At 58.8% G+C, this 26,575-nt stretch carries 26 protein-coding genes and 1 pseudogene; 13 read left to right on the top strand and 14 right to left on the bottom strand.

Annotation, left to right across the window (positions count from 1 at the left end):
* Positions 1–32: 32 nt before the first annotated feature.
* Together F9C28_RS14500 and F9C28_RS14495 are read right to left on the bottom strand one after the other, a co-directional pair.
* The gene (locus F9C28_RS14500; RefSeq protein ID WP_199016067.1) at positions 33–293 is read right to left on the bottom strand and encodes a hypothetical protein; all 261 of its coding nucleotides are present in this window, start codon (positions 291–293) and stop codon (positions 33–35) included.
* Between the two features lie 228 nt (positions 294–521).
* Positions 522–1,613 carry an MBL fold metallo-hydrolase gene (locus F9C28_RS14495; protein WP_199016066.1) on the bottom strand — a complete coding sequence of 364 codons (1,092 nt, stop codon included), beginning with the start codon at positions 1,611–1,613 and terminating at the stop codon, positions 522–524.
* A 413-nt stretch (positions 1,614–2,026) separates the two neighbouring features.
* On the opposite strand from F9C28_RS14495, the gene F9C28_RS14490 reads away from it, so the two are divergent.
* The 3 genes from F9C28_RS14490 to F9C28_RS14480 all read left to right on the top strand — a co-directional run bounded on the left by F9C28_RS14490 (position 2,027) and on the right by F9C28_RS14480 (position 3,760).
* Positions 2,027–3,238 (top strand): acyl-CoA dehydrogenase family protein, encoded by a 1,212-nt coding sequence (locus F9C28_RS14490; RefSeq protein WP_199016065.1) that lies wholly within the window; start codon positions 2,027–2,029, stop codon positions 3,236–3,238.
* A 97-nt stretch (positions 3,239–3,335) separates the two neighbouring features.
* Positions 3,336–3,512 (top strand): hypothetical protein, encoded by a 177-nt coding sequence (locus tag F9C28_RS14485; protein ID WP_199016064.1) that lies wholly within the window; start codon positions 3,336–3,338, stop codon positions 3,510–3,512.
* Positions 3,513–3,541: 29 nt separating this feature from the next.
* The gene (locus tag F9C28_RS14480; RefSeq protein WP_199016063.1) at positions 3,542–3,760 is read left to right on the top strand and encodes a hypothetical protein; all 219 of its coding nucleotides are present in this window, start codon (positions 3,542–3,544) and stop codon (positions 3,758–3,760) included.
* Here F9C28_RS14480 and F9C28_RS14475 read toward each other — a convergent pair.
* The 4 genes from F9C28_RS14475 to F9C28_RS14460 all read right to left on the bottom strand — a co-directional run bounded on the left by F9C28_RS14475 (position 3,724) and on the right by F9C28_RS14460 (position 9,501).
* Positions 3,724–4,968, bottom strand: coding sequence for an acyl-CoA dehydrogenase family protein (locus F9C28_RS14475; RefSeq protein ID WP_199016062.1), 1,245 nt, complete (start codon positions 4,966–4,968; stop codon positions 3,724–3,726). The two genes, F9C28_RS14480 and F9C28_RS14475, sit on opposite strands and share 37 nt — an antisense overlap.
* Positions 4,965–6,395 (bottom strand): MFS transporter, encoded by a 1,431-nt coding sequence (locus F9C28_RS14470; protein WP_199016061.1) that lies wholly within the window; start codon positions 6,393–6,395, stop codon positions 4,965–4,967. Before F9C28_RS14470 ends, F9C28_RS14475 begins: the two co-directional genes overlap by 4 nt.
* Positions 6,396–6,629: 234 nt before the next feature.
* A complete protein-coding gene (locus tag F9C28_RS14465; RefSeq protein ID WP_199016060.1) occupies positions 6,630–8,039 on the bottom strand; it encodes an LLM class flavin-dependent oxidoreductase in 1,410 nt (469 codons plus the stop codon).
* A 70-nt stretch (positions 8,040–8,109) separates the two neighbouring features.
* Positions 8,110–9,501, bottom strand: coding sequence for an FAD/NAD(P)-binding protein (locus F9C28_RS14460; protein ID WP_199016059.1), 1,392 nt, complete (start codon positions 9,499–9,501; stop codon positions 8,110–8,112).
* 262 nt (positions 9,502–9,763) lie between these two features.
* Here F9C28_RS14460 and F9C28_RS14455 point away from each other — a divergent pair.
* Together F9C28_RS14455 and F9C28_RS14450 are read left to right on the top strand one after the other, a co-directional pair.
* Positions 9,764–10,780, top strand: a pseudogene (locus F9C28_RS14455) (sigma-54 interaction domain-containing protein); the annotation flags it as partial.
* Positions 10,781–11,355: 575 nt separating this feature from the next.
* The gene (locus F9C28_RS14450; RefSeq protein ID WP_199016057.1) at positions 11,356–12,699 is read left to right on the top strand and encodes a carbohydrate porin; all 1,344 of its coding nucleotides are present in this window, start codon (positions 11,356–11,358) and stop codon (positions 12,697–12,699) included.
* 46 nt (positions 12,700–12,745) lie between these two features.
* Here the strand turns inward: F9C28_RS14450 and F9C28_RS14445 are convergent, their stop codons facing one another.
* A complete protein-coding gene (locus F9C28_RS14445) occupies positions 12,746–13,201 on the bottom strand; it encodes a multidrug/biocide efflux PACE transporter (RefSeq protein ID WP_199016056.1) in 456 nt (151 codons plus the stop codon).
* Between the two features lie 109 nt (positions 13,202–13,310).
* Here F9C28_RS14445 and F9C28_RS14440 point away from each other — a divergent pair, with 109 nt between their 5' ends.
* A complete protein-coding gene (locus F9C28_RS14440) occupies positions 13,311–14,207 on the top strand; it encodes a LysR family transcriptional regulator (RefSeq protein ID WP_199016055.1) in 897 nt (298 codons plus the stop codon).
* Between the two features lie 24 nt (positions 14,208–14,231).
* Here F9C28_RS14440 and F9C28_RS14435 read toward each other — a convergent pair whose 3' ends face one another.
* Positions 14,232–15,158 (bottom strand): omptin family outer membrane protease, encoded by a 927-nt coding sequence (locus F9C28_RS14435; RefSeq protein WP_199016054.1) that lies wholly within the window; start codon positions 15,156–15,158, stop codon positions 14,232–14,234.
* A 284-nt stretch (positions 15,159–15,442) separates the two neighbouring features.
* The gene (locus tag F9C28_RS14430; RefSeq protein ID WP_199016053.1) at positions 15,443–16,084 is read right to left on the bottom strand and encodes an HD domain-containing protein; all 642 of its coding nucleotides are present in this window, start codon (positions 16,082–16,084) and stop codon (positions 15,443–15,445) included.
* 131 nt (positions 16,085–16,215) lie between these two features.
* On the opposite strand from F9C28_RS14430, the gene F9C28_RS14425 reads away from it, so the two are divergent.
* Positions 16,216–16,884, top strand: a complete 669-nt coding sequence (locus F9C28_RS14425; protein ID WP_199016052.1) for a GlxA family transcriptional regulator — start codon at positions 16,216–16,218, stop codon at positions 16,882–16,884.
* 40 nt (positions 16,885–16,924) lie between these two features.
* Here F9C28_RS14425 and F9C28_RS14420 read toward each other — a convergent pair whose 3' ends face one another.
* The 5 genes from F9C28_RS14420 to F9C28_RS14400 all read right to left on the bottom strand — a co-directional run bounded on the left by F9C28_RS14420 (position 16,925) and on the right by F9C28_RS14400 (position 20,778).
* A complete protein-coding gene (locus F9C28_RS14420; RefSeq protein WP_199016051.1) occupies positions 16,925–17,956 on the bottom strand; it encodes a thioredoxin family protein in 1,032 nt (343 codons plus the stop codon).
* 201 nt (positions 17,957–18,157) lie between these two features.
* A complete protein-coding gene (locus F9C28_RS14415; RefSeq protein ID WP_199016050.1) occupies positions 18,158–18,859 on the bottom strand; it encodes an alpha/beta hydrolase in 702 nt (233 codons plus the stop codon).
* A 122-nt stretch (positions 18,860–18,981) separates the two neighbouring features.
* Positions 18,982–19,290, bottom strand: a complete 309-nt coding sequence (locus F9C28_RS14410) for a heavy-metal-associated domain-containing protein (RefSeq protein ID WP_233149094.1) — start codon at positions 19,288–19,290, stop codon at positions 18,982–18,984.
* On the bottom strand, positions 19,287–19,643 hold the full coding sequence (locus F9C28_RS14405) for a hypothetical protein (RefSeq protein ID WP_199016049.1): 357 nt from the start codon (positions 19,641–19,643) through the stop codon (positions 19,287–19,289). Before F9C28_RS14405 ends, F9C28_RS14410 begins: the two co-directional genes overlap by 4 nt.
* Entirely contained in the window at positions 19,621–20,778 is a 1,158-nt protein-coding gene (locus tag F9C28_RS14400; RefSeq protein ID WP_199016048.1) for a transglutaminase-like domain-containing protein, read from the bottom strand. The genes F9C28_RS14405 and F9C28_RS14400 overlap by 23 nt, the downstream gene beginning before the upstream one ends.
* A 228-nt stretch (positions 20,779–21,006) precedes the next feature.
* Here F9C28_RS14400 and nikA point away from each other — a divergent pair, with 228 nt between their 5' ends.
* Genes nikA through nikR form a run of 6 tightly spaced genes read left to right on the top strand, consistent with a single transcriptional unit; the run spans position 21,007 to position 26,371 of the window.
* On the top strand, positions 21,007–22,581 hold the full coding sequence (gene nikA, locus F9C28_RS14395; RefSeq protein ID WP_199016047.1) for a nickel ABC transporter substrate-binding protein: 1,575 nt from the start codon (positions 21,007–21,009) through the stop codon (positions 22,579–22,581).
* A gap of 2 nt (positions 22,582–22,583) precedes the next feature.
* Positions 22,584–23,525, top strand: a complete 942-nt coding sequence (gene nikB, locus F9C28_RS14390) for a nickel ABC transporter permease subunit NikB (RefSeq protein ID WP_199016046.1) — start codon at positions 22,584–22,586, stop codon at positions 23,523–23,525.
* Positions 23,525–24,358, top strand: coding sequence for a nickel ABC transporter permease subunit NikC (nikC, locus tag F9C28_RS14385; RefSeq protein WP_199016076.1), 834 nt, complete (start codon positions 23,525–23,527; stop codon positions 24,356–24,358). Before nikB ends, nikC begins: the two co-directional genes overlap by 1 nt.
* A complete protein-coding gene (locus tag F9C28_RS14380; RefSeq protein WP_199016045.1) occupies positions 24,358–25,119 on the top strand; it encodes a nickel import ATP-binding protein NikD in 762 nt (253 codons plus the stop codon). The genes nikC and F9C28_RS14380 overlap by 1 nt, the downstream gene beginning before the upstream one ends.
* The gene (gene nikE, locus F9C28_RS14375; RefSeq protein ID WP_199016044.1) at positions 25,119–25,904 is read left to right on the top strand and encodes a nickel import ATP-binding protein NikE; all 786 of its coding nucleotides are present in this window, start codon (positions 25,119–25,121) and stop codon (positions 25,902–25,904) included. Before F9C28_RS14380 ends, nikE begins: the two co-directional genes overlap by 1 nt.
* A gap of 23 nt (positions 25,905–25,927) precedes the next feature.
* Positions 25,928–26,371 carry a nickel-responsive transcriptional regulator NikR gene (gene nikR, locus F9C28_RS14370; RefSeq protein WP_199016043.1) on the top strand — a complete coding sequence of 148 codons (444 nt, stop codon included), beginning with the start codon at positions 25,928–25,930 and terminating at the stop codon, positions 26,369–26,371.
* Positions 26,372–26,575 lie beyond the last annotated feature (204 nt).

Genomic DNA, 26,575 nt, shown 5'->3' with positions numbered 1-26,575 from the left:
TTATTAGCGGTTAAATAACCGCCATGCGGCTATCAATAATTAAGTGGTCTGCTTCCCTGACCCCGGTTATTTATTACCGGCGATTGTGATTTATAAGCGGTAAATAAACGGCAATCGGTTTCGGAGGACAATTCTGCACGGATATTGTCCTGTTGCATTGCTTCTGCACTGGCTACCACGAGGGTATGACCTGCCTGTTGAGTAATCAACGGGGCGGCCTGCGCACCATTATTCATCAGCATAATCAGTAATAGTGTGATACCAGCGGCTAAGGGGTTGAGAATGAATCGCATACGGAACCCTGCTACGGATACAGGAACAAAGATTAGCATTACTTACCGGCGAGATTAACCAGCCGGAGGTACTAGACCTTATGCAAAAAATTCATTAATCGGTAATTGGCATAGTGCTTTAAGGGGCATTAATTTGAAATTCGTCACAAGAAACGACGAGATGATAATGCCATTGCTGAAATTAATACATAAATTGACCAGTCAATGGCACAGAAAGGGAACTGTCGGTCAGGGCAACTGGCGCCACCAGGGGGTGAACGACTGCCGGGGATCATCCAGCGCCACCGTCTGGCCGATGTACGGTGTCAGCAGCCGCCAGGGTTTGCTTTCAGCAATGTGGCTGATCCGCTCCAGCGGGTCGCGCCAGGGGTGGTGGGCCAGCTTAAATTTACTGTTATGGCCCGGAAATAATGCCCCGGCGTGCAGATCGTCCGCCGCCTGGGCGGTTTGCTCCGGGGTCATGTGGATACTGGCCCAGTTGGCATCGTACTGGCCACACTCCAGAATGGCCACATCCACCGGGCCGAGATGTTGATAAATGGCGGCGAAGTGGCGGCCATAGCCGCTGTCACCCCCCAGATAGATACGCCGGTCTGGGGTTTGCAGCGCAAATGAGCCCCACAGGGTTTGGTTGCGCTCCAGCAGCCGGCCAGAGAAATGGCGGGTGGGCAGAATATGGATCTTGGCCCCCGGGCCACTCACCACACTGAACCAGTTGCCTTCGCTGATCCGGTCTGCCGGGAATCCCCAGCGGCGGAAATAAGCGCCCACCCCAAGGGGGGTAACGATATGGCGGATTTTATCCCCCAGCGCCTTAATGCTCGGGTAGTCGAGGTGGTCCCAGTGGTCGTGACTGATCAGCAGATAATCAATGGCGGGGATATCCGCAGCCTGATATACCGTACTGCCCGCAAAGGCCCGGTTAGTGCCGGGCACCGGCGATGCGCTGCGGCTGAATACCGGATCAACCAGGAAACGTAACCCGTTTAACTGAATAAAATAGCTCGAATGCCCCATCCAGATAATCACATTGCGCTGTGGATCGAGCTGTAACAAATCGGTTTTTTGTGCCGGGAGTGGCTGCGCCGGGATGCTGCCCGGATCCTTGCCGAACAGGAACTGATACCACAGCGCCCAGCGGCTGGTAGTGGTGCCCGGGGAGGGGGTACGCGGCGCGTATTGCGGATCATTATAAAATTGCCCGTTACGGTAGTTGGGGGTGTCCGCCGTAAAGGTTACCTTTGGCGCGGCATATTGGGGATGGCGCAGCCACAGGGCAACCGCCACCACCGCAATAGCGATGAGCAAAATAAATAGCATGAGCGCGTTATGGCCTCTTGTTGTACTGGGTGTGGTGCCGGGTGCGGCACCGGGAAGACATCGCATTGACGTTAGCCTGCTCCCGTCATCCGCCGGAGGACGGCGTAGCCCACAGTATAAACAGCGCGCGGAGGTGTTGCTTTACCCACTGTGCGCCGCCAGGGGGAGGTTGTTCATACCCGAGGCGTAATGCATTTCCATTAAGTTAATAACATATTGATTATTTGTTATTTAGCGGCCCGAGCTCGTTACCGTAGAGTGGCGTTCCAATCAGGTAACCGGCTAAGGGGCCGCCATGAGACTGCACTGGAAAATAAACCCACCGCTCCGCTTATACACTCTCCGCGCCCTCCCTGGCCTGCTTTTCTCTGCCCCGGCCACGCGCCGGTTGATAACCGTTGATGAGGTAACCGATGACACAGATTTGGTCCGCCTGGGGTGGCCCCGGGGATGCTGACTATCAGGCCCTGGCGGCGGAATTTCGCCCGGTATTTGCCCGCATTCGCGACGGCGCCCTGGCCCGGGAGCAACAGCGGGCGCTGTTATTTGAACCGCTGAACTGGCTGAAGGCGCTGCGCTTCGGGGCTCTTAGGCTCTCCAGAGAACAGGGCGGCTATGGCGCCACCCTCGAGCAGTTATTTGCCCTGCTGAGTGAGCTGTCTGAAGCGGACGCCAACGTGACCCAGAGCCTGCGGGCCCATTTTGGTTTCACTGAGAGTGTGCTGGCCGCGCCGGACAGTGAAAAATGCGCCCGCTGGCTGCCGCATATCGCCCGGGGAGCGTGGGTAGGCAACGCCTGGAGCGAAACCGGCAACGCCCGCCAGGGCACCTTTTCGACCCGGATCACCCCCCAGGGGGATGATTTCCTGCTGAACGGTGAAAAATATTACACCACCGGATCGCTGTACGCGGACTGGATCAATGTCGGGGTCAGTGACCCGGAAGGGGAATGGGTCAATGTGGTGGTCGATCGCCACCATCCAGGGGTTGAGGTGGTGGATGACTGGCATGGCTTTGGCCAGCGGCTGACGGCCAGCGGGACCACGCGCTTTGTGGATGTGCCGGTGGCAGCGGCGGATATTACCCGCCATCAGCAGGCCAGCTCATCGGAACCGGCGTTTTATCAGCTTTACCATCTGGCGACCCTTACCGGTATTGCCCGGGCGGCGGCGGCAGAGGTTGCGGCGGCGGTGCGCCATCGCCAGCGCAGCTATTCCCACGGTAACGGTAACCGGGCAGCGCTGGACCCGCAGATTTTACAGGTTGTCGGCCAGGTGCAGAGCGCCGCCTACGGCGCCGGGGCGATTGTTCAGCAGGGGGCCCGGGCGCTCTCCCGGGCGGCGGCCAGTGATGAGCCCGGGCGGGATCTGGCTAACCAGCAGGCCGAGCTGGAAGTGGCCCAGGGGCAAACGGTGGTCTCCGGGCTGGTGCTGGACGCGGTCACCCGTTTGTTTGATGCCCTGGGGGCATCGGCGACGGCCCAGTCCGCCGGGCTGGACCGCCACTGGCGCAATGCCCGCACCCTGGTGTCACATAATCCCTGGGTCTATAAGGCGCGGATTGTCGGTGATTATGCAGTAAACGGCAGCGAACCTGGCTATCAGTGGCGTATTGGCAGCGCCTGAGTGCTATTGCGCTGGTTGCAGATACTCAGTTGAAATCGGCATTTTGTTTTGGGGATAAGGTGCGCTGAAATAGCGTTATCGCAACCAGGAGACTGACATGATATTGACATTAATTACTCGTCTGCTGGGGGGCTATGCCTCCCGGCCAGTAGCGGCCCGGCCGGTTATCGACCGGGACAAAATCATTGCGGCGGTGTTGCCCGCCGCCGCCCTGTATGGGGTGGATATTGCCACGGTTGATCCGGCCTGGTTCTGGGAGCGTGATGAAGACTAGCCACCGCCTGCGGCGGGAACTTTACTGGGATGAGCTGTGCCTGGCTGCGCAATGGGGCGTTCCCCCGGCCGCTATTACCGTTCTCTGCTAAGGGCGAAAAGGTTGTCGCCCTTATTTTTATTGGTTATGCCTGCCCGTCACTTTCCTTCCCCGCACGTTATCAGGCCGGTAATACCGGGGCATCGCCCCGGCACGGTGTCAGGCCACTGGTTTATTGCGCCAGCGCCTGGTTCTCCTGTTCCCGGTAATGATCCCCCTGGCCAATCTGCCAGATAAAGACCGGCGGCGTACCGTTAACCAGCCACTCGCCGGCAATACGGGCTTTATAAATCACCGGATTATGAGAGGCCACGGTGCGGGCGTTGCGCCAGTGGCGATCCAGCGCCCCGGCTTTGCGGGTATCTGACGCGCCCAGGGCGTTAAACAGATGGGTGGCTGCCCGGGGAACCAGCTCTGTGGCCACCACCTGGGCCTGGTCTGCTTCTACCTCGGCAATCTGATTGAGCAGCGCCACTTCTGCGTCTGGCCGGTGGCGCTGCTCCCAGACACGCTGCAAGCTGAGGGCCGCCCGCTGGGCGCTGGCTTGCGTGGCAAAGCTCCAGGCGCTGATTTCCCCCACCACCTGTAATACCTGAGCATCCTGGCGCACGGCCCCGCCATTACCGTGACTGTATACCCGGGTACGATCGCGAACCCCCCGGGCAGCATCCCGGGTGACCGCCCGGGCAATACCGGCCAGGGTGGCCAGCAACACATGCTGATAAAACGCCGTCTGGTAGCGAAAGCGCTCGCTGAACGGCGTCACCTGGTCGGTGTCCACGTGGGCGTTGTCGAAACGGGTGGTGCCGCTGCCGGTTAGCCGCTGGCCAAAGCCATCCCAGTTATCTTCCCGCTGCACCCCGGGCTGGTGAGTGCTGACCACGGCAATAACGATTTCCTGGGTGTCACTGCGCCGGGCCAGTACGTCGATCCAGTCAGCAAACAGGCTGCCGGTGCTGTAAAATTTTTCGCCGTTCAGCTGCCAGCCGCTGGCGGTGGGGGTCACCGTGGTGGCGGTTTCACCCAGTTTAACGGACCCGGTTTCACTCCAGGCATTGCCCAGCAGCTCACCGGCGACAATACGCCGCAACCAGCGCTGTTTGCGGGGGGAGTCCGGCTGGTTGAGCAGATCCTCCACAAAGGCGAAGTGGCCGCGCAATGCCTGGGGCACGTTGGCATCGGCCTCGGCCAGTTCAGTAAACAGCTGTAATAGCTGGGGCAAGGTGGCCCCGGCGCCGCCGTCAATTTTCGCAATGCGCAAGGCGCCAAACCCGGCCTCTTTTAGCCAGCGGATTGCCTCTCCGGGCAGGATCCGCTGGTGCTCTCTGGCGACATTACCGGCGGCAATGCGGTCAAAAATTGGCCGGAAGGGCTGGGCCAGTAAGTGGTAATCGGTATCGGTGGCGGTAGTTGTCATTGTGGGGTCTCCGGGGTGATATCAATATCCTGGCGGGTGGGTTCATAACGTACCGCCAGCAGAAAAACGATAGGGATGATGGCGCTCAGGGCCACAATCCAGAGCATATTGGGCCCCAGCGCCGCCTGGAGCTGGGGCAGAATAAACAGCGCCAGGGCACTGCCCACCCCGGACAGCGCGCGGCTGAACCCGAGGCCGGTAGCCCGGATAGCCGTGGGGTACGACAGTGCCGGATAGATCATCAACTGGGCGCCAGGGCCAAAGCCTTCGGCAAACAGCCAGAGCCCGAGCATCGCCACCGCCAGCACAACCGCAAGACTGCCGCTGGGGTGGCCCAGCAGGGCGAGGGCGATCAGGGCAATAAACTGCAGGGCAAAGCCGGCAATGGCCACGTGGCGGGAGGGGAATTTCCAGGCCAGCCGCATCCCTAACAACCCGCCGGTGAAGGCGAACAGGGCATTTAGCCCCAGAGAGGCGGAAATGGTTTCAAATACCCCGGCACCAAGGAACTGCGCCAGGATGGTGGGCAGGAAAAAGGCGATGGCGGTGTACTCAAAGGCAATACAGACATTCATCACCGAGGCGACCATCGTTCGCTCCCGGTAGGGCTTTTGGAACAGTACCCGAAAGCTGACCTTTGGCGGCGGGGCGCTATCCGGGGCCGGGGCCGCGTGGGCCTGAATGCCATAGGACTCGCGCAAGATCCGCGCCGCACCGGCTAAGTCCCCCTGGTTGGCCGCCCACAGTGGTGATTCATTCATAAACCGGCTGCGCACGGCGACTATCAACAAGGCCGGGACCGCCCCAAACAGTAAGGAAGCCCGCCACAACCAGTCACTGTGCCCGGCGGGCAGCAGCGCCCAGAGGACAAAAATCACCAGGAAGCATACCGTGGAGGCGGCATACCACATGGGGCACCAGGCGGCGAGGCGGGCGGCTTTATTGCCTTTGCCGGAAAATTTTGAAAATTCGGCCAGGTAGGACATTGCCACCGGTAAATCGATTCCCACCCCGATGCCCATTAAAAACCGGGCGCCGATCAATACCCCGACATTCGGCGCCAGCCCGGCGGCAATAGCGGACACCACGAAAAACAGCATATCCGCCATAAAGACCGAATAACGGCCGTATTTATCGGTTAGCCAGCCGCCAATAATATTGCCGACAATGGTCCCCACCATAATTGACGAGGTCACGACGCCAGTCAGTAACGGGGATAACTGAAATTCACGGACCACATCGTCAATACCGTAGGACAGCGTGGTGAGATCATAGGCGTCGAGGAATACCCCACCGAGGGCGAGAAAGACAATCATCCGCGCATAGCGCCCCTGTTCCTTGCCAGAATTAATTAACCGGGCGACATCGCTTACCGAACTGACCGGTGACGACAGCGTGCCGGGATTATCCACGGAAAGTGTGCTCATATAACAACATTCTCTTATTTTGCAGGTGAGGGAATGTTATAAGGGGCAATATTGCCGCGGCGAAATAATAAATCCGCAAGAGTAAAGTGAATATCCGGTAATAGGCCAGGTGCTATTTTTAGTTTTCGCCGGACGCGAGAGAAATAATATTACCGGCGTCAATAAAAATAACCCGGCACGGTAGTAAACCGTGCCGGTTAATTCAGGGAGAATACGGTAGCGCGGGCAGACGCGTTACTGTACTGCTTCCTGGTGCGGGACCAGCAGGCCGCTGCCGGTGCGGCGATAACCGGCGCCCGGGTGAGGGGCCTGGAGCCGCGGGCCGGCGGCAAACAGCTTCTCGCGCAGGGTGCCCGGCTGATAATCCTGCTTATAGACCCCGCGTTTTTGCAGCTCCGGTACCAGCCACTCCACCACATCACTAAAGCTCTCGTGGCTGACCGCATAAGCAAGGTTAAAGCCGTCGATATCGGTCTCTTCAACCCAGGATTGTAACTCGTCAGCCACGGTCTGCGGCCCGCCGACCAGTAGCGGGCCAAAGCCGCCAAGCCCCACCCATTCCGCCAGCCCTTGTACTGTCCACTCCCGGCCCGGCTCCGCGCTGGAGAACGCCTCCAGCACGGACTGGATGGCGTTGGTCCGCTGGTAGGTTAACACCTGATCCGGGGCGTATGTGCCCAAATCAATACCGGTCCAGCCGCACAGTAGCGCCATGGCGCCCTCGTAGCTGACATAGGACTTATAGTCTTGCCATTTTGCCTGGGCTGCCCGGTCGGACTCACCGGTTATCACCGTGTGCAGGTTAAAAATTAACACACTGTGGGGATCGCGCCCGGCCTCTGCGGTACGACGGCGAATATCGGCCACGGTCTTTTTCAGCAGGGTTTTTGACGGGGCCGCCACGAAAACGCACTCCGCATGCTGGGCGGCAAATTGTTTGCCGCGGCTGGAAGCGCCAGCCTGATAAAGCACCGGGGTCCGCTGGGGCGAAGGCTCACACAGGTGGATCCCCGGGACATTAAAGAAGGTGCCCTGGTGGTTAATCGGGTGAATTTTGTCCGGGTCGCTGAAGATTTTGCGCTGCCTGTCGCGCAGTACCGCGCCGTCCTCCCAGCTCCCTTCCAGTAATTTGTAGATAACCTCAAGGTACTCGTCCGCATAGTCATAGCGCGCATCGTGATCGGTCTGGGCCTGCTGGCCAATATTACGGGCGCCGCTCTCCAGATAAGAGGTGACAATATTCCAGCCCACCCGGCCTTTGGTCAGGTGATCCAGGGTTGATAAGCGGCGGGCAAACGGGTAGGGGTGCTCGAAGGAGAGCGACGCGGCCAAACCAAAACCAAGATGTTCGGTGACCAGCGCCATCGGGGTGACCAGCGCCAGCGGATCGTTTACCGGGACCTGGGCGGCCTGGCGGATGGCCGCCTCACCGCTGTTGTTGAAAACATCATAGATCCCCAGCACATCGGCAATAAATAACCCGTCAAATTTGCCGCGCTCCAGTAAGCGCGCCAGATCGACCCAGTAATCAAGGTCTTTATATTGCCAGGAGCGGTCCCGGGGGTGGGTCCACAGGCCGGGGGACTGGTGCCCGACACAGTTCATGTCGAAAGCATTAAGACGGATTTCACGTTGTGACGGCATAGCATATCTCCAGCGCGCGACGGCTCTACGCCGCGCTGTTGTTATGTTGTTGAAAGCGTTGTTGGCTATCTCAGCGCGTGGGGCTGGGCGCGCGACAGCCGAGGATCTCACTCGCCTGACGGGCCAGTTGCGCCGCATGATCGGCCACCTGGGGGAGCCCCATCAGCTCACCAAATTGGCCCCGGGCCGCAGGCCCGGCCACCAGCAGCCGGGGCTGGCTGATGCCGGATCGGGAAATGGCCCGGGAGCCATCGTCAACGTCCAGCCCCAGCCCGAGCGGATCGGCGCGGATAACCCCCTGATGCGCCAGCGCCGCAAGGAACGGCTGGCTGGGGATTAACCGGCGGTGATCGGGGCCGGTGGTCAGGATCAGATAATCCGTCAGCCGGGTGGTTTCCGCCCCGTGGCGGGGCTGTAACGTCAGCGCCAGGCCCGCTCTCTGCGGGGCCACCCGGATAAGCCGCGCCGCCGCTATTTGCAAAATATCGCGCTCGCGCAGGGTGTCCAGCGCATCCGCCACCTGGGGGGCGATGCGGTAACGGTGAATATCCCAGTAGCGGCGCACATGGCGTAAAAAGCGCTGGCGATCGGCGGGGCTGAGCTGCTGCCAGAATTGCTGGCCCTGCTGGCGTACCGTATCAAGTACGCTCTGCCAGGCCAGATTACGCCCGGCGGCCCGGCGCACATCCTGGCGGATGCGCTGTAACTGCTGGCGCAGGGAGCCCCGGGCGTAATCCCCGGTCCAGGGCTCCCCGGTGGCGCTGGCATTAGGCTGGGATAACAAACCGTGGCGTGAAAATGCCAGCACCGGGCCCCGGTGACCGGCCCCGGCCAGGGCGGCGGCTACATCGGCCATGGTCAGCCCGGTTCCCATAATGGTGACCCTGGCATCAGGAGGGATGCGTGATAAATCCCCCGCCCAGGGGTTGGCGATTAACGCCGGGTATCCGGCCACGGGGGCGAGGTCGGCAGGCAGTGCCGGTGGCGGGTGGCTGGCGGCCAGGATAACCAGATCCGCCGTTATCCGGGTGCCATCTTCAGTAATAATCACCCCGTTATCCCATCCGGTTGCCCGCTGGCGCAGATGCGCCAGTGTGCCACCGCTGCTGGCCTGGGCGGCGGCAAACTGCTGGCTGACATACTCGCCAAATTGCCCGCGCTGGGGGTAGACCGCGCCATCCGGGCGCAGGGCGGCGGGGTCACGGGCAAAGGCCGACTGCTGGCGGTACCAGCGGTCAAAATCCCCATCGGGCCGCCCGGCGAGCTGCATTCGCGCGGCGGGGACATTAATACGGTGGACCGGATGACGGGTAGAGTAGGCCACGCCAGCCCCTGGGTTATCCCGGGGTTCGAGTAAGGTGATGCGCCATTGCGGGTTATGAAACTGGGCGAGGTGGATGGCCACGGCGGCCCCGGTGAACCCCCCGCCGACAATGGCAATATGCTGTTTATCTGCGGCCATTAGCGATTTCCCATATAACGATTTGCGTAATTTGTCTTAATTGATTTTTGTTTTGGTTATATGGCGATTGCGAAATTCGTGCCAGAGTGATGATGACAACAAAAACAATATAAAACAATGGGTTAAAATAATGTCTGCCGTCGGCGGCTGTTGCATATGCCGCAGTAGCTGCACGCTGACTGTGGGAAATGCCGCAAGCCCCCCACTGGTTAACACTCTGGTAACAAGGTAAGTTGCAGGAAATTATCAGCCGGAGGCGGTTATGTTTCACCCGGATTCAGTTGCAGTGACCCAACAGCGTGATGATGTTCCCCTTATTGATCCGGCCTCGCTGGCCTGCCAGCGCCTGCTGGATCAACTGGCACCCACCGAAGCCACGGTTTTATTGTGTGGTGAGACCGGGACCGGTAAAGAGGTGATGGCCCGCTATCTGCACCAGCACAGCCCGCGGCGCCATGGCCCCTTCCTGGCGCTTAATTGCGGCGCCCTCAGTGAGAGCCTGGCAGAAGCGGAGCTATTCGGCCATGAGAAAGGGGCCTATACCGGCGCCCAGCAGGGGATGCCGGGCTGGTTTGAGGCGGCCAGCGGCGGCACGCTGCTGCTGGATGAAATTGGCGAGCTGAGCCTCACCCTGCAAGTTAAATTACTGCGCGTGCTTCAGGAGCGGGAGATTACCCGGGTGGGCTCCCGCTCTCCGCGTAAAATTGATGTCCGGGTGATAGCGGCCACCCACGTGGATTTACGCCAGGCCATTGCCGGGCGGCGCTTTCGGGAGGATCTCTACCACCGGCTGAATATTGCCACGCTGTCGGTGCCCGCCCTGCGCCAGCGCCGGCAAGATATTCTGCCGCTGGCCGACCATTTTCTGCGCCTTTATGGTCAGCGGTTCGGGCGGCCCACGGTGCGTTTGTCGGCCCCGGCCAGGCAGCGGCTGCTGGATTATGCGTGGCCGGGCAATGTGCGTGAGCTGGAAAATACCCTGCACCGGGCAGTGCTGATGAACCAGAACGGGGAAATCGACAGCGCTGACCTGTGGCCCTTGTCGGCGCTACCCGCCCCGGTGATGGAGCCGTCAGTGGATGAATTTACCGGCTGGCTGCGCCGCCAGCTTCAGTCCCCGCCGCCCCAGCTTTACGAACGGGTGGTGCGCAGGTTAATTGAGGCGGCGATGGAGCATGAAGGCGGTAATCAAAGCCATGCGGCGGCCTTACTGGGGATCAGCCGCCAGGCGTTGCGCACCCAACTGGCCCATCTTGGGGTGATCAAAGGCCGCCGCCGTTGCGCCACTGGCGCCAGGGTGGCGAGTCAGGGTGGCGAGTAATGATTGATTTTCCACCAGCATTATAACGGCCAGCGCGCGACAGAAATACATCAGGGGCCCCGGTGCCCCTGGTTATCACCATACCGCTCACTCTTTTCCTCACAAGCGCTCTCCAGCCTGCTTAGCCCACCGCGCAGCGGGAATACCATCTGGCCAATTATATTGGGTCAATAAACAATCAATAAACAACTAATAAATAGCGAATCAGATAATGACTATTCAGGAGGCCTTGAGAGAGGAATTACCGAGGTGCATAATATGAACAAATTTTTCCTTTGTAATATTTTGTCATTAGATGAAACACCGCAGTAATATTAACGGGGCGAAATTTATGATTGTTCCAATAATATAATTGTGGAAATTGTTCATAAAAATTATCCATCTCTGGGCTGATTATGTTTTTCTGTGATCAATGATTATTTTTTGGGATTTTATTGTAAAAAAATCAACAGGAAATAGCACATTTGTACAATTGCTACATAAAATGTTTTCATAAAATGGATGCTCCCCTTAATTCAAAAGAATAATTAATTATGAAAAGATTATTAGCAGTGGCAAATAAACCGGGGCGTACTTTGGCACTTAGCGCGCTGACACTGGCGTTAGGTTCTTCACAGGTTTTCGCGGCTGATGCCTTCAGCTACGACTCCCCCTATATGTTCGGTGACTGGGGTGGCCTGCGTACCGATTTAGAAAAAGACGGGGTTAAATTCCAGGTGAATTACACCATGGAAGCGGCCTCAAACCTGGCGGGCGGGTATAACACGTCAACAACTGCGCGTTATGCCGATCAACAGGCATTTGGCGTTAATCTCGATCTGCAAAAACTGCTCGACTGGAATGATGCGGAATTCCAGCTGACCATCACCAACCGTGACGGGCAGAACTTGTCCGACCACGTGGCGGATAAACGTACCGGCATGGTCTCTTCGGTTCAGGAAGTGTATGGCCGTGGCCAGACCTGGCGCCTGACCCAAATGTGGTTACGTAAAGGGTTCTTCGACGATGCGCTGGATATTAAAGCGGGCCGTCTGACGGTGGGTGAAGATTTTGATAACTTCGACAGTAAGTTCCAGAACCTGGCCTTTGGTAGCGGCCAGGCGGGTAACTGGCGCGGTGATCACTGGTATAACTGGCCAGTCTCCCAGTGGGGGGCGAGGGTGAAGCTGAATTTCACCCCGGAATGGTTCCTCCAGGTGGGGATCTATAACCAGAACCCGTACAACTACGATCGCGGTGACGGTTTCCGTTTCGAATTTAGCCCGACAGAAGGCAACCTGGTCCCGGTGGAACTGGGCTGGCAGCCGAAGCTGGGGGCAGAGGGCTTGCCGGGGAACTACCGGTTAGGCTTTTATTACTCCTCAACCAAAGATCCGCAATACAGCTCTTATCATAACGGCGCCTACAGTAATGACGATGTGCACTCCTACGGCGGCTATCTGTTGGCGCAGCAACAGTTGACCACCCAGGGGGGATCGGTGGATCGCGGGCTGGGGGTCACCGTTCAGGCGGTAATGAACGACCATAAAACCTCGAAAACCGATAATTACCAGGCCATTGCGTTAACCTGGAAGGGGCCGTTTGATGCCCGGCCAAAAGATGAGATAGGTTTCGGGGTTGCCCGTATTCATATCAACTCGGACTACACCAAAATGCTGCGTACTGAGAATAACGAACACGGCATTCACGACTACGATAACCCGGCGTATTTACCGATCCAGTCCGGGGCCGAATGGAACTATGAAATTTATTACGACGTCCATGTCACTAACTGGATGTCGCTGCGCCCGAACCTGCAATATATTGCTTCCCCGGGTGCGGTCAGCGAAGTTAACGACGCCTTTGTCGGCGGTCTGACGGCGAATATCAGCTTCTGATCGGAACCATCACCGTTGCTAAGCCCGGCACTGCCGGGCTTTTTTATCACGGCTCAACCGGCAGATAGCGCGGTTTGATGATTCTGGCGCGCAGCTTATCGTAAACCCAGTTATAAAGTACGGTATACGGCAGGAAGAACAGGATTAAGCCAATCTCCAGCATAAACGCCGCGGGCAGGGTGATGCCAAGGTAAGCGGCGGCAATCGACACCCCGATGATAATAAACCCACCTTCAAACCCCAGGGCATGGAGAATGCGCACTTTCGCGCGGCGGACCACCCTGCTGACTGGCCATAAGCGGTCAAAAATCAGGTTGTAGATAATGTTCCAGATCATCGCGGCAGTGGCCAGTAACAGGGTTAATCCCCCCATTTCCAGCACATGACGATGCAGTAGCCAGGCCGTGGTCGGGGCGAGGATAGCGGTGGCAACCCCCTCGAAGCAGACGGCGTGAAATACCCGTTCCGGAAGGGTGCGTTTTTCGGTTTTCTGGTGGGACATCTGGCATAACCTCTGTTGTGCTGGTGTGGTATCTGGCGAACAAGGGCTACGATTTTATCTATTCAGCTGATATTCTAAAGTTAGAAACCATCGATAAAAGCGATACATCATGCGTTACTCCCCGGAAGCCCTCACTGCCTTTGTTGAATCTGTCGCCTGCGGCTCGTTTTCTGCCGCCGCCCGGCGGCTGCATAAGAGCCAGTCCACCATCAGTACCGCCATTGCCAACCTGGAGTCCGACCTTGGGGTGACGCTGTTTGATCGTTCCGCCAGGCAACCGGTGTTGACGGAGCAGGGCCAGCAGGTGTTGAGTTATGTGCAGGCGATCCTCGCCGCCGGTGAGCGGCTGGATGCGCTGGCAGTGTCCCTGGCGGAAGAGACCGAGCCCCGGCTCGCTTTTGTGCTCTCTGATACCCTCAACCCGGAAGTGCTGGAAGGCCTGTTGGCGGGATTTGACCAGGCGTTTCCCCATACGGAATTTGAATGCCTGATCGGTGAAAATGAAGATGTGCTGGATCTGTTGCAAAAGGGCCGCGCCCAGCTGGGGCTGATTGAATCCCGGGAAGTGTACCCCGGGGATATTGGCCATAACCGGCTGCCGGAGCAGACCCATATGGGTATTTATGTGGCGGCCGGTCACCCGCTGGCCAGCTGCCGGGATCTGGCCTATGACCAGCTGCACGCCTGGCGTGAGCTGCGGCTGAACACCTTTCTTGCCCGCGGCGGAAAGCCCGGTCGGGGGCCGGGATGGTCGGCACCTAATTATCTGTTGCTGCTGAGTATGGCGGTGCAGGGGCTGGGGTGGTGCGCTTTACCCTGTGCGCTGGTCAACGAGTTTGCCCGGCCCGGGGCACTGGTCCCGCTCCGGTTACCCGGCTGGCCGCGGGCGCTGTCCACGGATGTGTTGTGGAATCGCCGCCTGCCGCCGGGGAAAGCCGGGCGCTGGTTACAAAACTATCTGCTGGGTGTGCACCGGCCCGGCGCCACCGGCAGTAAAGGGCGCTGACCGGCATAACCGCCACGGCGGTTCTCAGAAGCGATAATCCAGCCCGACACTGGTGATAAAGTTATAATTTTCTATCCCGCTGGCTTTACTGCTGCCGCCGACGGTATCGTTAATGCCGTCATAATACATCTGGCTGCCTTTTTTATTTTCGACCCGGCTCCATGCGGCATCAATATATATTTTGGCATGATCTGTCAGCCAGTAACCGACATTACCTTCCAGTGAATAGAAATCCTGATGGCGTGTTTTTTCATGGAAGGTCATGTCACGGAGGTAGTGCTTATCGGTGTCTGAGGCACGTGCCCAGGGGCTGTATTTAAATGTGGCGCTGGCTTCTATTTTTTCATAACGATAATTACCGGTTAACCCAATGTAGGGCATTTTATAATGCTGCTGGTAACCGATAACCTTAAGCCCGGCGGGGAAATCGCCGACGTCCGTGCCATTAGCATAATTATGATGCCCGCCCTTAGCATAGAAGCTGTAACGGCTCTCCTGATAACCCGCCATTACCCCCAGTCGCCAGTCTGGCTGGGTAATAAACCAGCCTTTGGCGTTAAGATCGAACTGGTTAGCGTAGCTAAGGGTGGTGTTGGGGTGGCTACTGTGATCGGTCCAGTCTTTCTGGTTCGCATTCAGCCAGTCGTAATCGTCCATATGGCTGCCTTTGCTGGCGAACGTGGTCCAGCCCGAGGCGCCAAGGGTGACCCAGGGCATCAGATCCCAGTCAATATGGCCTTTAAGAACGGCGGCGTTTTTGTATTTCCAGTTAAGCTGGCTTAACTTGCGTCCGCCTTCGTCCGGTGCGTAGACCCGTTCTTTGGTCTCACCGCTCAGTGTGCCGACGTTGAGCCCGCCGGTGACATTTTGGGGGGTAAAAAGCGTGTCCGCCAGGGCAGGAAAGGCCAGTGGCGCAGAAAGCATTGCCGCCGCAATAACTGTTTTTTTCATTTCTATGATTCCATCATTTATCAATGAGTCCTTATTTATTTGTGCAGTAAAACAGTTAATAGGCAATCTGTTATTTGATTGTGTTTTGGGAATATTTAATTTTCGGGTTAAATGGCGCTATTTGACGTAACAAGGTCCGCGCTGTCATAAAAATGACATAAATACATTTTTACACGCCATGTTATTATGGTTATTGGTTTTGCGCAAATAAAAATGGCGTTGCGCTCACCGTATTATGCAGCGCCATTATTATTTAACGGTATGATTTATTTAGCGGAATATAATCAGCCCGGCCAGCGGGACTGGCGAATAATGGTGCAGAAATTAAACGGACGAAATGCCGGGTCTTTATCCTGTAATACATCGGCTTTCACATTACCAAAAGTAGTTTGCGGCTTGCTTTTAATACCATCATAAAATGTTTGGATAATCTGCTCCTTAAAGTCTGCCGGGCGTGGATACTGTGCGACCACTGCCTCCCGGGTGGCATCATCATAAGACGGGTATCCCCTACCCAGCACGTCCATTTCAACCCCCGCAGTGACCAGGGCAATCTCCGGGGCCATAAACTCCGGGATGCCCGGCGTGGTATGCAGGGCGATGGCGGTCCAGACTTTGTCAATATCCGTCTGGGTTATCCCGTAGTGTTGTAAAAAGGTCCGGGCGGCGTTGGCGCCGTCAACTTCAAAGCGCTTATCACAACTGCAATGTTCGTGGGTTAGCCCCATGTCGTGGAACATACAGCCGATGTACAGTAATTCATGATCGACGCTGACATTCCGCTGCTGGCCCGCCAGTGCCGCCCACCAGTAGACCCGGCTGGAATGGTTAAACAGTAACTCTGACTCGGTATCCCGGATCAGGGCAGTGGCATCTTTTGCCATCCGGGAATCGGGGATACGAATGCTATTGATGGTCAGGCTCATGGTGTCTCTCCTTTGTCGTGATGAGTACGCGTGATGTCTGGCAGTGATGCTAAAAGAAATTTAAAATGTCTTAAATTGACTTATAAAGATGATTAAGGACATTGCGATGATTACGGACACCGGAGAGCGAAATGCCACATAACATTGTGATCCTGGCGGTGCCGGGGGTGCAGTTACTGGATGTTGCCGGCCCGCTGGACCAGCGACGGGTGACTACCCACTGGGCCGCCTGTGCTGAGCTGGCGGCACGCTTCCCGGCTATCAGTGTGGATGCCGACGCACTATACGTTGCCGACGGGCCGGTGCGCACCGCCGCCGGGGTGACATCGGGTATGGATCTGGCCCTGCGCCTGATTGAAGAGGATGTCGGGCAGGAGGTGGCCCGGGACGTTGCCGCCCGTCTGGTGATGTTTTTTCGCCGTCCGGCGGGCCAGGGGCATTTTATGCGCCAGCAAGGGGTATCGGTTGCCGGGCGCAGCGCATTGCAGGATCTCCAGCGCTGGGTATTGAGTAACCTGCATCAGGTGAGTGGCATCCAGGATATGGCCAGCCATATTCAGCGCAGCCCCCGCCATCTTAACCGGTTGTTCCGACAGCAAATGGGCATGAGCTGTGGGGAATGGCTGGAAGGTGCGCGTATCGCGAAGGCCCGGGAGCTACTGACAGGCCCATTACCGGCAAAAAGCGTGGCCGCCGCCTGCGGTTATCGCAGCAGCGATGTTTTACGGCGGGCATTTAGCAAGGTGACGGGGATGACGCCCTCGGTGTACCGCAAAATGTATCGTGCGGCGCCGTCATAACCGGGAAAACCGGCCAGCAGACGCTGGCCGGTGTGGTCAGTTAACGCAGCGGGCAGGGCGCCCCGGCCAGTACTTCACCCAACAAGGTGGTATGCCGGACCAGCGCCTGCTGTAAGCAGGCCCCGATGGCCTGGCTGCATCCTTCAATGTCGCCTTCGGGCCAGGTGGCGTACAGCATATCCGCCTGCTCATCGGATGCCAGCCGGTACAGTTCAAGAAACAGCGTGATGTCATTGCTGTTAACCGGGGTAGTGAAGAGCGCCAGATTGTCGGCGGCCCCGACGAGGGCCAGATCACTGGCTTCCCGTAGCTGCTGATGTTGCGCCAGTGCCGCCTGCCATTGTTCCCCGGCGGCGGGCGAGCCGCGCAGCTGGCTAAGCTGCAGGGCGGCCAGCGCCTGCCAGCACTGCGCTACCGCAGGGGGCTGGCTGAACAGGCCGTTGATCCCGCTTGCGGTATCGCCCAGCAGACTGATCACCAGCCGGCGACCGGTGTCAGATAAATCGGTCCCCGGGGCTATCTGCTCCAGCAGCGAGCAGAATACCGCGTTACTTTCGCCAGCCGGATACTGCTGGGCGAGGAACAACATCAGTTGCCATACCCGTGCCGGGATCCCCGGTACATCACCGGGTCGCTGCATCCAGGCGGCCACCGCTTCCGCCAGCTGTTCCTCGGGCATAACGGCAATTTTATCAATCAGTTGCCTTTTTGTGACGTTGTCACCATTAAACGCCCCGCCGGTGGCACTGGTGGTCTGGGTTTCGAGCAGGCGATTAACCAGGGCATGCAGCTGGGCCACATTGCCCCCGGTACAGCGGGCAATTTCCTGGCCGGCAGCAAAGCCAATCAGGGTGGGTACCCCGCGCAGGCCATAGGCTGCAATCAGGTCGTTATTTTGATCCACATCGCAACGGGCAATGGTCAGGCGATCGCCATAGCGCCCGGACAGTCGCTGGAGCCAGGGTTCCAGTGCCAGGCAAGGGGCGCACCAGGGCGCCCAGACGTCGAGCAGTACCGGGGTGTTGCTATCGGCAAGGAGTGCCGGAAGTTGTGCTGCAGTAATATCGATCATCAGATCCTCGTTGAATAATCATATGAATAGTAGGTGTCATATTCCCGACGTCGGGGAAGGTGGTTGTATTCACAGGCAGTCTCCTTTGCTAATCGATATCGTTAAGGTGCAGAACGCGGGCGGCGGTGGAAAATCGCCGCCCGCAGAAACAGTCTCCCATCATACCCCGGGGGGATGACAAACAGATGACAACCGGCCCGGTTACGCGCCGCTCAGGCAGCGGATAAAGCGGTCTTGCGCCTGGCGCACCCGTTCCGGCGACCGGCTTATCTGCTGCCAGATGCTGTGGTGATCGGCCCCGGGGACCGTCCACAATTGCCGGTGGCTGGCGCGGGTCGCCGCCTGGTACAGCCGGGGCGGGATCTCCGCCGGGATAACATCATCCTGCTCACCGGCCACCACCAGCAGGTTACCGGTATAGCAGGATGCCAGTTGCCAGGCATCGCTGTGTTGCCAGCTGCGGGGCTGGCGGATAAGGGTACTAAATTCTGGCCCAAAAGGGACCCGGCTGGCGGTGTGGGTATAGACACCAGGTACCATCAGCAATAGCCCCCTGAGGGGCCGGGTGGCACTCAGTTGCAGGGCGTTATAGGCCCCCATACTCACCCCCATACAGGCGGTGACCGGCGCCCCGCAACCGGCGATATAATCGGCCACTGTCCGGGCTTGATCTGTGCGGCTGGCCAGGGAGGAGTCCTCCAGCGTACCGCCGCTCTCGCCGTGGCCCAGGCAGTCAAATGCCGTGGTGCCAAACGCCAGGTGGTGAAAGAGATGCTGGTATTTTTCCAGCGCCCGGCGGCTTTTAGAACCGCCGTGAATCATCAGGACATTACCGCGCTGCCCCGGGGTATGCTCCCCGCGCAGCGGTTGCCCGTGATAGTCAAGCGTAAATGTGCTGGTCATGATTTCCTGCAAGGCGCTTGCCGCCTCGTTTCATCGGTGTTGTGACTATAGCAGAATGTTGACATCCGGGGCCGCCCACCGGCCGCCCCGAAGGTAACAGAACGTATCAGACGCCGCGGCGATTAGTGGGCCGATGCAGGCTGAGAGGGCTGGTGAATGCTACCGTGAAAACCGGTTTTCGCGATGGCATCCAGCAAGCGCTGATTGTCGACATTGTCTGCCACAATCACCTCTGCCTGCTTCGTTTTCATCGATGCTTTGGCTTTGATAACCCCGTCCGTGCTGCGCAGCGCCTGGTTAATCGAGATAACACACAGCGGGCAGGTCATCTGCTGGATATCAATTGTGACTTCCCGGTCCGCCGCCTGGAGCAGGGGGGCCGGGAGGGTTAGCGCCATGCAGAGTAATGTTTTGATGGGTAACGTTCTCATGGGTTACGCTCCAGAAACCAGGGTAGAACCCAGGGGTAGGTTAACAGCGCCAGTACCAGAGGGACGGATAGCCAGTACAACCATACCAGCATCCGGCGGCTGATCAGGTTGACGCACACCGGCCTCGGGGCCAGATATAGCCGCCAGAACCCGCGCGCCATCAGGCCAACGGACAGGATAATCATCGGAATTTGCAGCCAGTCAAAGGCCGGTACGCCAATGAGCCCCGCCGCCGAGATACCGAACACCAGATACAGCAGCGGCCCAACGCAGCAGAGGGTTGAAGCACCGGCGGCGATAACCGCCGCCAGTAGGGTAACCAGCCCGCGCTTAACGCTGTTCGACGCTGACATAGTCGTAACTGAACGCGGCAGGATCGTAGAAGTTTAGCGGATCGCCGTCTACTTCCGCATAGGGGTAGCCGAAGTTGTTGACGTTACCCTGTTGTGCCGCGGGAGAGAGGGCAAAGTCCCGGGCGTGGTTGAAGCCCACCCAGTTCATCTCCCAGTTACCGAATAAATAGTCGTTGACCGCTTTCACCCCGGGATCGCTGTTGTCTTTTTTCTCGGTCAGGCGCAATTTGGTGACATCGGCCGGATCTGCCGGAACCCAGCCGAAGCCGGCCAGCCAGAACATGGCGCGGCAGTGCTGGCCGCCGCTGATTTTTGCCACCCCCTGATCGTCAGCGCTGCCAAAGGCTTTGCTGGAATACTGGCTCAGTTTACGGGTCGCCCCAAGGCGAATACCGAACATTTCCCGGGCCGGGATACCTACCGCGCGGCACAGGGCCACAAACACCGAGTTGATATCGGTGCATTTGCCGCCCAGGGTCTGGGTTTTAAGGATCTGGCCCACATCCCCGGTGCCACAGCCGATGACGTTATCGTCCCGGTGCATATGAGTGCTGACCCAGTTATGCAGCAGCCGCGCCTGGTTAAGGGGCGTTTTTTCATGGCCGATAATATTGAGCGCGGTCTCTTTAACAAGCCCGGTCACCGGAATATGCGGGGTGGCCTGGAGGAAGGGTTTGATCTCGTCGGGGAGCATCGCATCTTCCCCGGCCGGGAGCGCCCAGTCCGCCAGTTGATTGTCTTTCAGCACTTCCCAGTCCTGGGTGGCGATGGTCATCTCGACGGTGAGCTCCAGCGGGCCGCCAGAGTGTGGCCAGCTGACAAACAGCATTTTGGCACCAAAGCGGTTGTTGGCGTTAAGCTGCGCGGTCTGGAAATTGCCTTTCCAGCTGAGGTCCAGCAACTGCTGAAAGGCGGTGTTTTCGGGAACCGGTACCCAGAGGTTCACTTTCCCTTCGGAGCCTGCCGGGGCTTTGAGATTATAGGTCTGGGTCATGATAAACCGACGGCGGTTGCCATCACCGGTAACGGCAGGTTGGGGGGCTGCGGGGCGGTTTTTTGTTTCCGCCATCACCGGATGCACCAGCCCGAGCGTAGAGAGTACCGCTGCGCCTTTCAGAAAGTGTCGCCTTTCCATCGCGTATTCCTTTAGTCACCAGTAAAAGCTGGGTCTTAACCCCGCACCTGCGGAGGCCGGGGCTATTATGCGACTAAGTTGATCACTGAACAATCCGTTACGGGGTGGCTTTGGGGTGGCGGTTACCAGAAAATTTTCCAGAAAAAGGTAAAAATTAATGTAACGCAATAAACCAGTATGATAAATCTTTAGAATCATCATACTTTTCTAACTACCACACCGACAATCATGACGCATTTATCGCCACGGACGTTGCTTTCACTGCTCTGCCTTTCTGCCGCTTTATGGCTCTCACCGGCATCCGCCACCGGGTTAACCACCGCATGGCCGGTCAATATTGGCCCACTCAACCCGCACCTCTATACCCCCAACCAGATGTTTGCCCAGAGCATGGTCTATGAGCCGCTGGTGCGTTATCAGGCCGACGGCACCGTAATACCGTGGCTGGCGACCCACTGGCGCCATTCGGCGGACGGTAAAACCTGGATCTTTACCTTGCGGGACGGGGTGCAATTTTCCAGCGGTGAGCCCTTCACCGCCCAGGCCGCGAAAGCCAATTTTGATGCGGTACTGGCCAACCGTAAACGCCACGCCTGGCTGGAGCTGGTCAACCAGATTGTCGCGGTGAACGCCATTGGCGATAACCAACTGGAGATAGTACTAAAGAGCGCCTATTACCCGCTGTTACAGGAGCTGGCATTGCCCCGGCCATTCCGGTTTATTGCGCCGTCGCAGTTTATGCAGGGGGGCACGATGCACGGCATTCGCCAGCCCATCGGCACTGGCCCCTGGATGGTGCAGTCCTCGCGGCTTAATCAGGATGATGTGCTGGTGCGCAACCCGCATTACTGGGGAGCCAAACCAATGCTGGATAAAATAACGATCAATATCATCCCGGATGCCACCAGCCGCGCCGTGGCGCTGGAAACCGGCAGTGTCGATATGCTGTATGGCAATGAGGGGCTGCTGCCGCTGGATACCGTGGAACGCCTGCGCCACGACCCGCAATTTAACGTGCGGTTATCCGCCCCGGTAGAGACGGTGATGCTGGCCCTGAACAGCAACCGCGGGGCCACCCGGTTGCTGGCGGTGCGGGAGGCGCTCAACTACGCGGTGGATAAGAAAACCCTGATTGCCAGCGTGCTGTACAACACCCAGCAACCGGCAGACACGCTGTTTGCCCCCAGCGTGCCTTACGCCAACCTTAATTTACCCGCCCGCAACTACAACCCGGATAAAGCCAGCGCCCTGCTGGACCAGGCCGGGTGGCAGCGGGTGCCGGGTAAGGCTATCCGGGAAAAGGACCACCAGCCGCTGGTTATCGAGCTGGCGTTTATCGGCACCGATGCGCTGAGCAAATCCATGGCGGAGGTTATCCAGGCCAATGCCCGGGCCGTGGGGGTCGACCTGAAACTGGTGGGCGAGGAGGAGAGCAGTATCTATGCCCGCCAGCGGGATGGCCGCTTCGGGATGATCTTCACCCGCACCTGGGGGGCGCCTTATGATCCTCACGCGTTTATGAGTTCGATGCGGGTGCCGTCCCACGCCGATTACCAGGCCCAGCGTGGCCTGGCGGATAAACCCCAGATTGACGCGGGCATCAGCGCCATCCTCAGTACTACCGATGAGCAACGCCGCCGGGCCCTGTACCGGGAGGTGTTGACCCGTTTACACAATGATGCGGTATACCTGCCCATCAGCTATGTGTCGCAGATGTCGGTGGCCAGCAAAAAAATTGCCCCGGTGCCTTTCGCACCGATGGCCAGCGAGATCCCTTTTGAACAAATAACCCTGGCGAAATAACCATGCTGCGTTTTGTGATCCGCCGGATACTGTTGCTGATCCCGCTGCTGCTGGCGGCGTCGGCTGTGATATTTTTGCTGTTGCGCCTGGGCCACGGGGACCCGGCCATGGACTATCTGCGCTTGTCTAACCTGCCGCCCACCCCGGAGATGCTGGTGTCGACCCGGGCGATGCTGGGGCTCGACCAGCCCCTGTACTGGCAGTACGGCCACTGGCTGTGGCGGGCGTTACAGCTTGATTTTGGCCACTCGTTTGCCACCCAGCGCCCGGTACTGGACGATATGCTGCATTTCTTCCCGGCGACCCTGTTGCTGGCCGGGGTGGCCTTTGCCCTGATCCTGGTGATTTCGGTGCCGCTGGGGATGTGGGCTGCCCGTCACCGGGATCGCTGGCCGGATCATCTGGTGCGGCTGGTGGCCTTTCTCGGGGTATCGATGCCGAATTTCTGGCTGGCGTTCCTGCTGGTGATGCTGTTTGCGGTACAGCTTAAGTGGCTACCGGCCATGGGTTACGGTAGCTGGCGGCACATTGTATTACCGGCTATCTCGATTGCCTTTATGTCGCTGGCGATTAATGCCCGGCTGCTGCGCGCCAGTATGCTGGAGGTGGCCGGGCAGCGCCACGTGACCTGGGCGCGGCTGCGGGGCCTGAGCCCGCGGCGCACCGAGCGGGACCATATTCTGCGTAATGCATCGTTGCCCATTATCACCGCCATGGGGATGCACATTGGCGAGCTGATAGGCGGTACGATGATCATTGAAAGTATCTTTGCCTGGCCCGGCGTGGGCCGCTATGCGGTATCGGCAATTTTTAACCGCGACTATCCGGTCATCCAGTGTTTTACCCTGCTGATGGTGGGGGCGTTTGTGTTGTGCAATTTGCTGGTTGACCTGCTTAACGCCTGGCTGGATCCGCGTATTCGTCATCATGAAGGGGGGCGATGATGCACTTTCTACGCCATAGCCGCTGGCCGGTACGCCTGGCCTGCGGCGTGATTGTCGTACTGTTGCTGGTGGCGCTGACCAGCCAGTGGTGGCTCCCCCGGGACCCGCTGGCCATTGACTTGCCCCGGCGGCTGCTCGGAGCCAGCGGCGAACACTGGCTGGGCACCGACCATTTAGGCCGCGATATCTTCTCACGTCTGCTGGCGGCGACCCGAATTTCACTGGGGGCGGTCCTTCTCTGCCTGTGGCTGGTGCTGGGGATCGGTATTGTGGTGGGCGGCTGTGCCGGATTGCTCGGCGGTCGCGTCGATCAGGCCCTGATGCGGGTAACGGATATGTTTATGACCTTCCCGACATCGATCCTCTCCTTCTTTATGGTGGGGGTGCTGGGGACCGGGCTGACCAATGTGATTATCGCCATCGCGTTATCTCACTGGGCCTGGTACGCCCGGATGGTACGTAGCCTGGTTATCAGCCTGCGCCAGCGGGAGTACATCCTTGCCGCCCGGATGAGCGGCGCCCGGGGCTGGCACATTTTTTGTCAGCATCTGGCCGGGGCGGTGCTGCCGTCACTGCTGGTGCTGGCTACCCTGGATATCGGCCATATGATGCTCCACGTGGCGGGGATGTCGTTCCTCGGCCTCGGGGTCAGCGCGCCAACCCCGGAGTGGGGCGTGATGATCAACGATGCCCGCCAGTATATCTGGACCCAGCCCCAGCAAATGCTCTGGCCGGGGCTGGCGCTGTTTATCAGCGTGATGGCGTTTAACCTCCTCGGGGATGCCCTGCGGGATTATCTGGACCCGCACCTAATGAGAGCGCATAGCCACTGATGATCGGACAACTTGAACTACAAAACATCACGCTGCATAGCCAGCATCCCCTGGTGCACGGGGTTTCTCTGACGGTGACCAAAGGGCGGGTATTGGCCCTGGTCGGCGGTAGCGGCAGCGGAAAGTCACTCACCTGTGCCGCCGCGCTCGGGGTGCTGCCTGTGGGGGTCAGGGCCAGCGCCGGGCAGGTGCTGGCTGACGGGCAACCGGTAACACCTGAGGCACTGCGCGGGCGGCTGGTGGCCACCATTATGCAAAACCCGCGCAGCGCGTTTAACCCGGTGCGCACCCTGTGGGATCACGCCCGGGAGACCTGCCGGGTGGCCGGTAAATCGCCGGATCCGGCGTCGGTAGCCGCGGTGATGGCCGCCGTCGGGCTGGCGCACCCCGGGGCCTTGCTGAAGCAGTACCCGTTTGAGATGAGCGGCGGGATGTTGCAGCGGATGATGATTGCCCTGGCACTGCTCAGCGACGCACCGTTTATTGTGGCGGATGAGCCGACCACCGATCTGGACGTGCTGGTCCAGGCGCAGATCCTCGATCTGCTGGAGGCGATGATTGCCCGCCGCGGCCAGGGGATGCTGCTGGTCACCCATGATATGGGGGTGGTGGCGCGGCTGGCCGATGATGTGGCGGTCATGGAGTGCGGCGTTATTGTCGAGCAGGGCAGCGTCGGGCAGATCTTTCACCACCCGGTGCACCCGGTAACCCGCCGGCTGATCAGTGCGCACCTTGCGCTATATGGACTGGAGTCTGAATAATGTCGTTATTAACCGTTAGCGGTGTCAGCCATCGTTACCCCCGGGGGAGTGGGCAGCAGACGGTACTTAACCAGCTTGACCTGGTTATCCATGAAGGGGAAACCCTCGCGCTACTCGGGCGCAGTGGCTGCGGTAAAAGTACCCTGGCGCGGCTGCTGGCCGGGCTGGAGACCCCCAGCAGTGGTACGGTGGCCTGGCGCGGGGAGGGGATGCGCGGGCTGAACCGCGCCCGGCGTAAACAGTTTGCCCGGGAAGTACAGATGGTTTTCCAGGATGGCCCCGGCGCGGTAAACCCGCGCCATACCCTGCGCCAGATTATCGACGAGCCGCTGCGGCATCTTACCACTCTGGGGCGCACCCAGCGCCAGGCGAGAATCGACGAGGTATTGCGGGCCGTGGCGCTGGACCCGGCCCTACAGGATGCACTGCCGTCGCAGATCAGTGGCGGCCAGCTCCAGCGGGTGTGCATCGCCCGGGCGCTGGCGGTCTCGCCGCGGCTGTTGATCCTGGATGAAGCAGTATCAAATCTGGATTTAGTTCTTCAGGCTGATATTATTCGCCTGCTAAAACAGCTGCGGACGCAGTGTGATATCGCTTTTTTGTTTATCACCCACGATCTGCGGCTGGTGGAGCGTTTTTGCCAGCGGGTGGTGGTAATGAGTGATGGCCATATTGTTGAAGATGTGGCGGTGCAGACGGGCGTGGTCTTTGCGTCTGCTGCGGGGCAGGCGCTGCAACGGGCGGTATTGCCCGCATTCCCGCCACGCCGGGCTGGCAGCGCCTGAACCGATATGTAGGGAACCGAACCATGCAGCGTATAACCATTACCCTTGATGATGATTTACTGGACACCCTCGATGGGCTCAGCGCCCGGCGGGGGTATCACAACCGTTCCGAAGCGCTGCGCGATATCCTGCGCAATACCCTGGCCCAGGAGGCAGTTGCCGACAACCAGCAGTCTGGTTATGCGGTATTGTCCTATGTCTACGAGCACGAGAAGCGCGACCTGGCCAGCCGCCTGATCCAGACCCAGCACAGCCACCATGACCTGTCGGTGGCGACACTGCATGTCCATATTAATCACGATGACTGCCTCGAAATCGCGGTGCTCAAAGGCAATATGGGCGATGTACAGCAGTTTGCTGATGACGTTATCGCCCAGCGCGGGGTGCGCAATGGCCACCTCCAGTGCCTGCCCGCCGGCCCGGCCGCCCCGGATGCCCCGCACCATCACCACCATCATGACGGCTAGCTACCCGGGCGCGCCGCGCGGGTACTAACGGGTTAGCCGCCGTGCTGGTGCGTTTCACCACACAGCGGCTAATTATCCTGTTTCAGACGTTATTTAATAACCCGCCGCGGCTTTGTTGAATAAATCAGATTTCGGGTAAGTCTCCCCCGTAGCGGGTTGTGTTTTCAGGCAATACGCACACTTTCAGGCATACCTGCTTTCGTC

Source organism: Shimwellia pseudoproteus (assembly GCF_016415625.1).
Classification (GTDB): domain Bacteria; phylum Pseudomonadota; class Gammaproteobacteria; order Enterobacterales; family Enterobacteriaceae; genus Shimwellia; species Shimwellia pseudoproteus.
The sequence above is the reverse complement of the archived record's forward strand: the minus strand, read 5'-3'. Positions and strand labels throughout refer to the sequence as shown.

What these genes read in the sequence shown, in the direction of transcription:
- F9C28_RS14415 (WP_199016050.1), bottom strand. Translation starts at nt 18,859, where the DNA reads ATGACCAGCACATTTACGCTTGACTATCACGGGCAACCGCTGCGCGGG.
- nikE (WP_199016044.1), top strand. Translation starts at nt 25,119, where the DNA reads ATGTCGTTATTAACCGTTAGCGGTGTCAGCCATCGTTACCCCCGGGGG.
- F9C28_RS14440 (WP_199016055.1), top strand. Translation starts at nt 13,311, where the DNA reads ATGCGTTACTCCCCGGAAGCCCTCACTGCCTTTGTTGAATCTGTCGCC.
- F9C28_RS14490 (WP_199016065.1), top strand. Translation starts at nt 2,027, where the DNA reads ATGACACAGATTTGGTCCGCCTGGGGTGGCCCCGGGGATGCTGACTAT.
- F9C28_RS14460 (WP_199016059.1), bottom strand. Translation starts at nt 9,501, where the DNA reads ATGGCCGCAGATAAACAGCATATTGCCATTGTCGGCGGGGGGTTCACC.
- nikB (WP_199016046.1), top strand. Translation starts at nt 22,584, where the DNA reads ATGCTGCGTTTTGTGATCCGCCGGATACTGTTGCTGATCCCGCTGCTG.
- F9C28_RS14450 (WP_199016057.1), top strand. Translation starts at nt 11,356, where the DNA reads ATGAAAAGATTATTAGCAGTGGCAAATAAACCGGGGCGTACTTTGGCA.
- nikA (WP_199016047.1), top strand. Translation starts at nt 21,007, where the DNA reads ATGACGCATTTATCGCCACGGACGTTGCTTTCACTGCTCTGCCTTTCT.
- F9C28_RS14445 (WP_199016056.1), bottom strand. Translation starts at nt 13,201, where the DNA reads ATGTCCCACCAGAAAACCGAAAAACGCACCCTTCCGGAACGGGTATTT.
- F9C28_RS14465 (WP_199016060.1), bottom strand. Translation starts at nt 8,039, where the DNA reads ATGCCGTCACAACGTGAAATCCGTCTTAATGCTTTCGACATGAACTGT.
- F9C28_RS14495 (WP_199016066.1), bottom strand. Translation starts at nt 1,613, where the DNA reads ATGCTATTTATTTTGCTCATCGCTATTGCGGTGGTGGCGGTTGCCCTG.
- F9C28_RS14480 (WP_199016063.1), top strand. Translation starts at nt 3,542, where the DNA reads ATGAGCTGTGCCTGGCTGCGCAATGGGGCGTTCCCCCGGCCGCTATTA.
- F9C28_RS14400 (WP_199016048.1), bottom strand. Translation starts at nt 20,778, where the DNA reads ATGGAAAGGCGACACTTTCTGAAAGGCGCAGCGGTACTCTCTACGCTC.
- nikR (WP_199016043.1), top strand. Translation starts at nt 25,928, where the DNA reads ATGCAGCGTATAACCATTACCCTTGATGATGATTTACTGGACACCCTC.
- F9C28_RS14410 (WP_233149094.1), bottom strand. Translation starts at nt 19,290, where the DNA reads ATGAGAACGTTACCCATCAAAACATTACTCTGCATGGCGCTAACCCTC.
- F9C28_RS14475 (WP_199016062.1), bottom strand. Translation starts at nt 4,968, where the DNA reads ATGACAACTACCGCCACCGATACCGATTACCACTTACTGGCCCAGCCC.
- nikC (WP_199016076.1), top strand. Translation starts at nt 23,525, where the DNA reads ATGCACTTTCTACGCCATAGCCGCTGGCCGGTACGCCTGGCCTGCGGC.
- F9C28_RS14435 (WP_199016054.1), bottom strand. Translation starts at nt 15,158, where the DNA reads ATGAAAAAAACAGTTATTGCGGCGGCAATGCTTTCTGCGCCACTGGCC.
- F9C28_RS14405 (WP_199016049.1), bottom strand. Translation starts at nt 19,643, where the DNA reads ATGTCAGCGTCGAACAGCGTTAAGCGCGGGCTGGTTACCCTACTGGCG.
- F9C28_RS14425 (WP_199016052.1), top strand. Translation starts at nt 16,216, where the DNA reads ATGCCACATAACATTGTGATCCTGGCGGTGCCGGGGGTGCAGTTACTG.
- F9C28_RS14470 (WP_199016061.1), bottom strand. Translation starts at nt 6,395, where the DNA reads ATGAGCACACTTTCCGTGGATAATCCCGGCACGCTGTCGTCACCGGTC.
- F9C28_RS14500 (WP_199016067.1), bottom strand. Translation starts at nt 293, where the DNA reads ATGCGATTCATTCTCAACCCCTTAGCCGCTGGTATCACACTATTACTG.
- F9C28_RS14380 (WP_199016045.1), top strand. Translation starts at nt 24,358, where the DNA reads ATGATCGGACAACTTGAACTACAAAACATCACGCTGCATAGCCAGCAT.
- F9C28_RS14485 (WP_199016064.1), top strand. Translation starts at nt 3,336, where the DNA reads ATGATATTGACATTAATTACTCGTCTGCTGGGGGGCTATGCCTCCCGG.
- F9C28_RS14420 (WP_199016051.1), bottom strand. Translation starts at nt 17,956, where the DNA reads ATGATCGATATTACTGCAGCACAACTTCCGGCACTCCTTGCCGATAGC.
- F9C28_RS14430 (WP_199016053.1), bottom strand. Translation starts at nt 16,084, where the DNA reads ATGAGCCTGACCATCAATAGCATTCGTATCCCCGATTCCCGGATGGCA.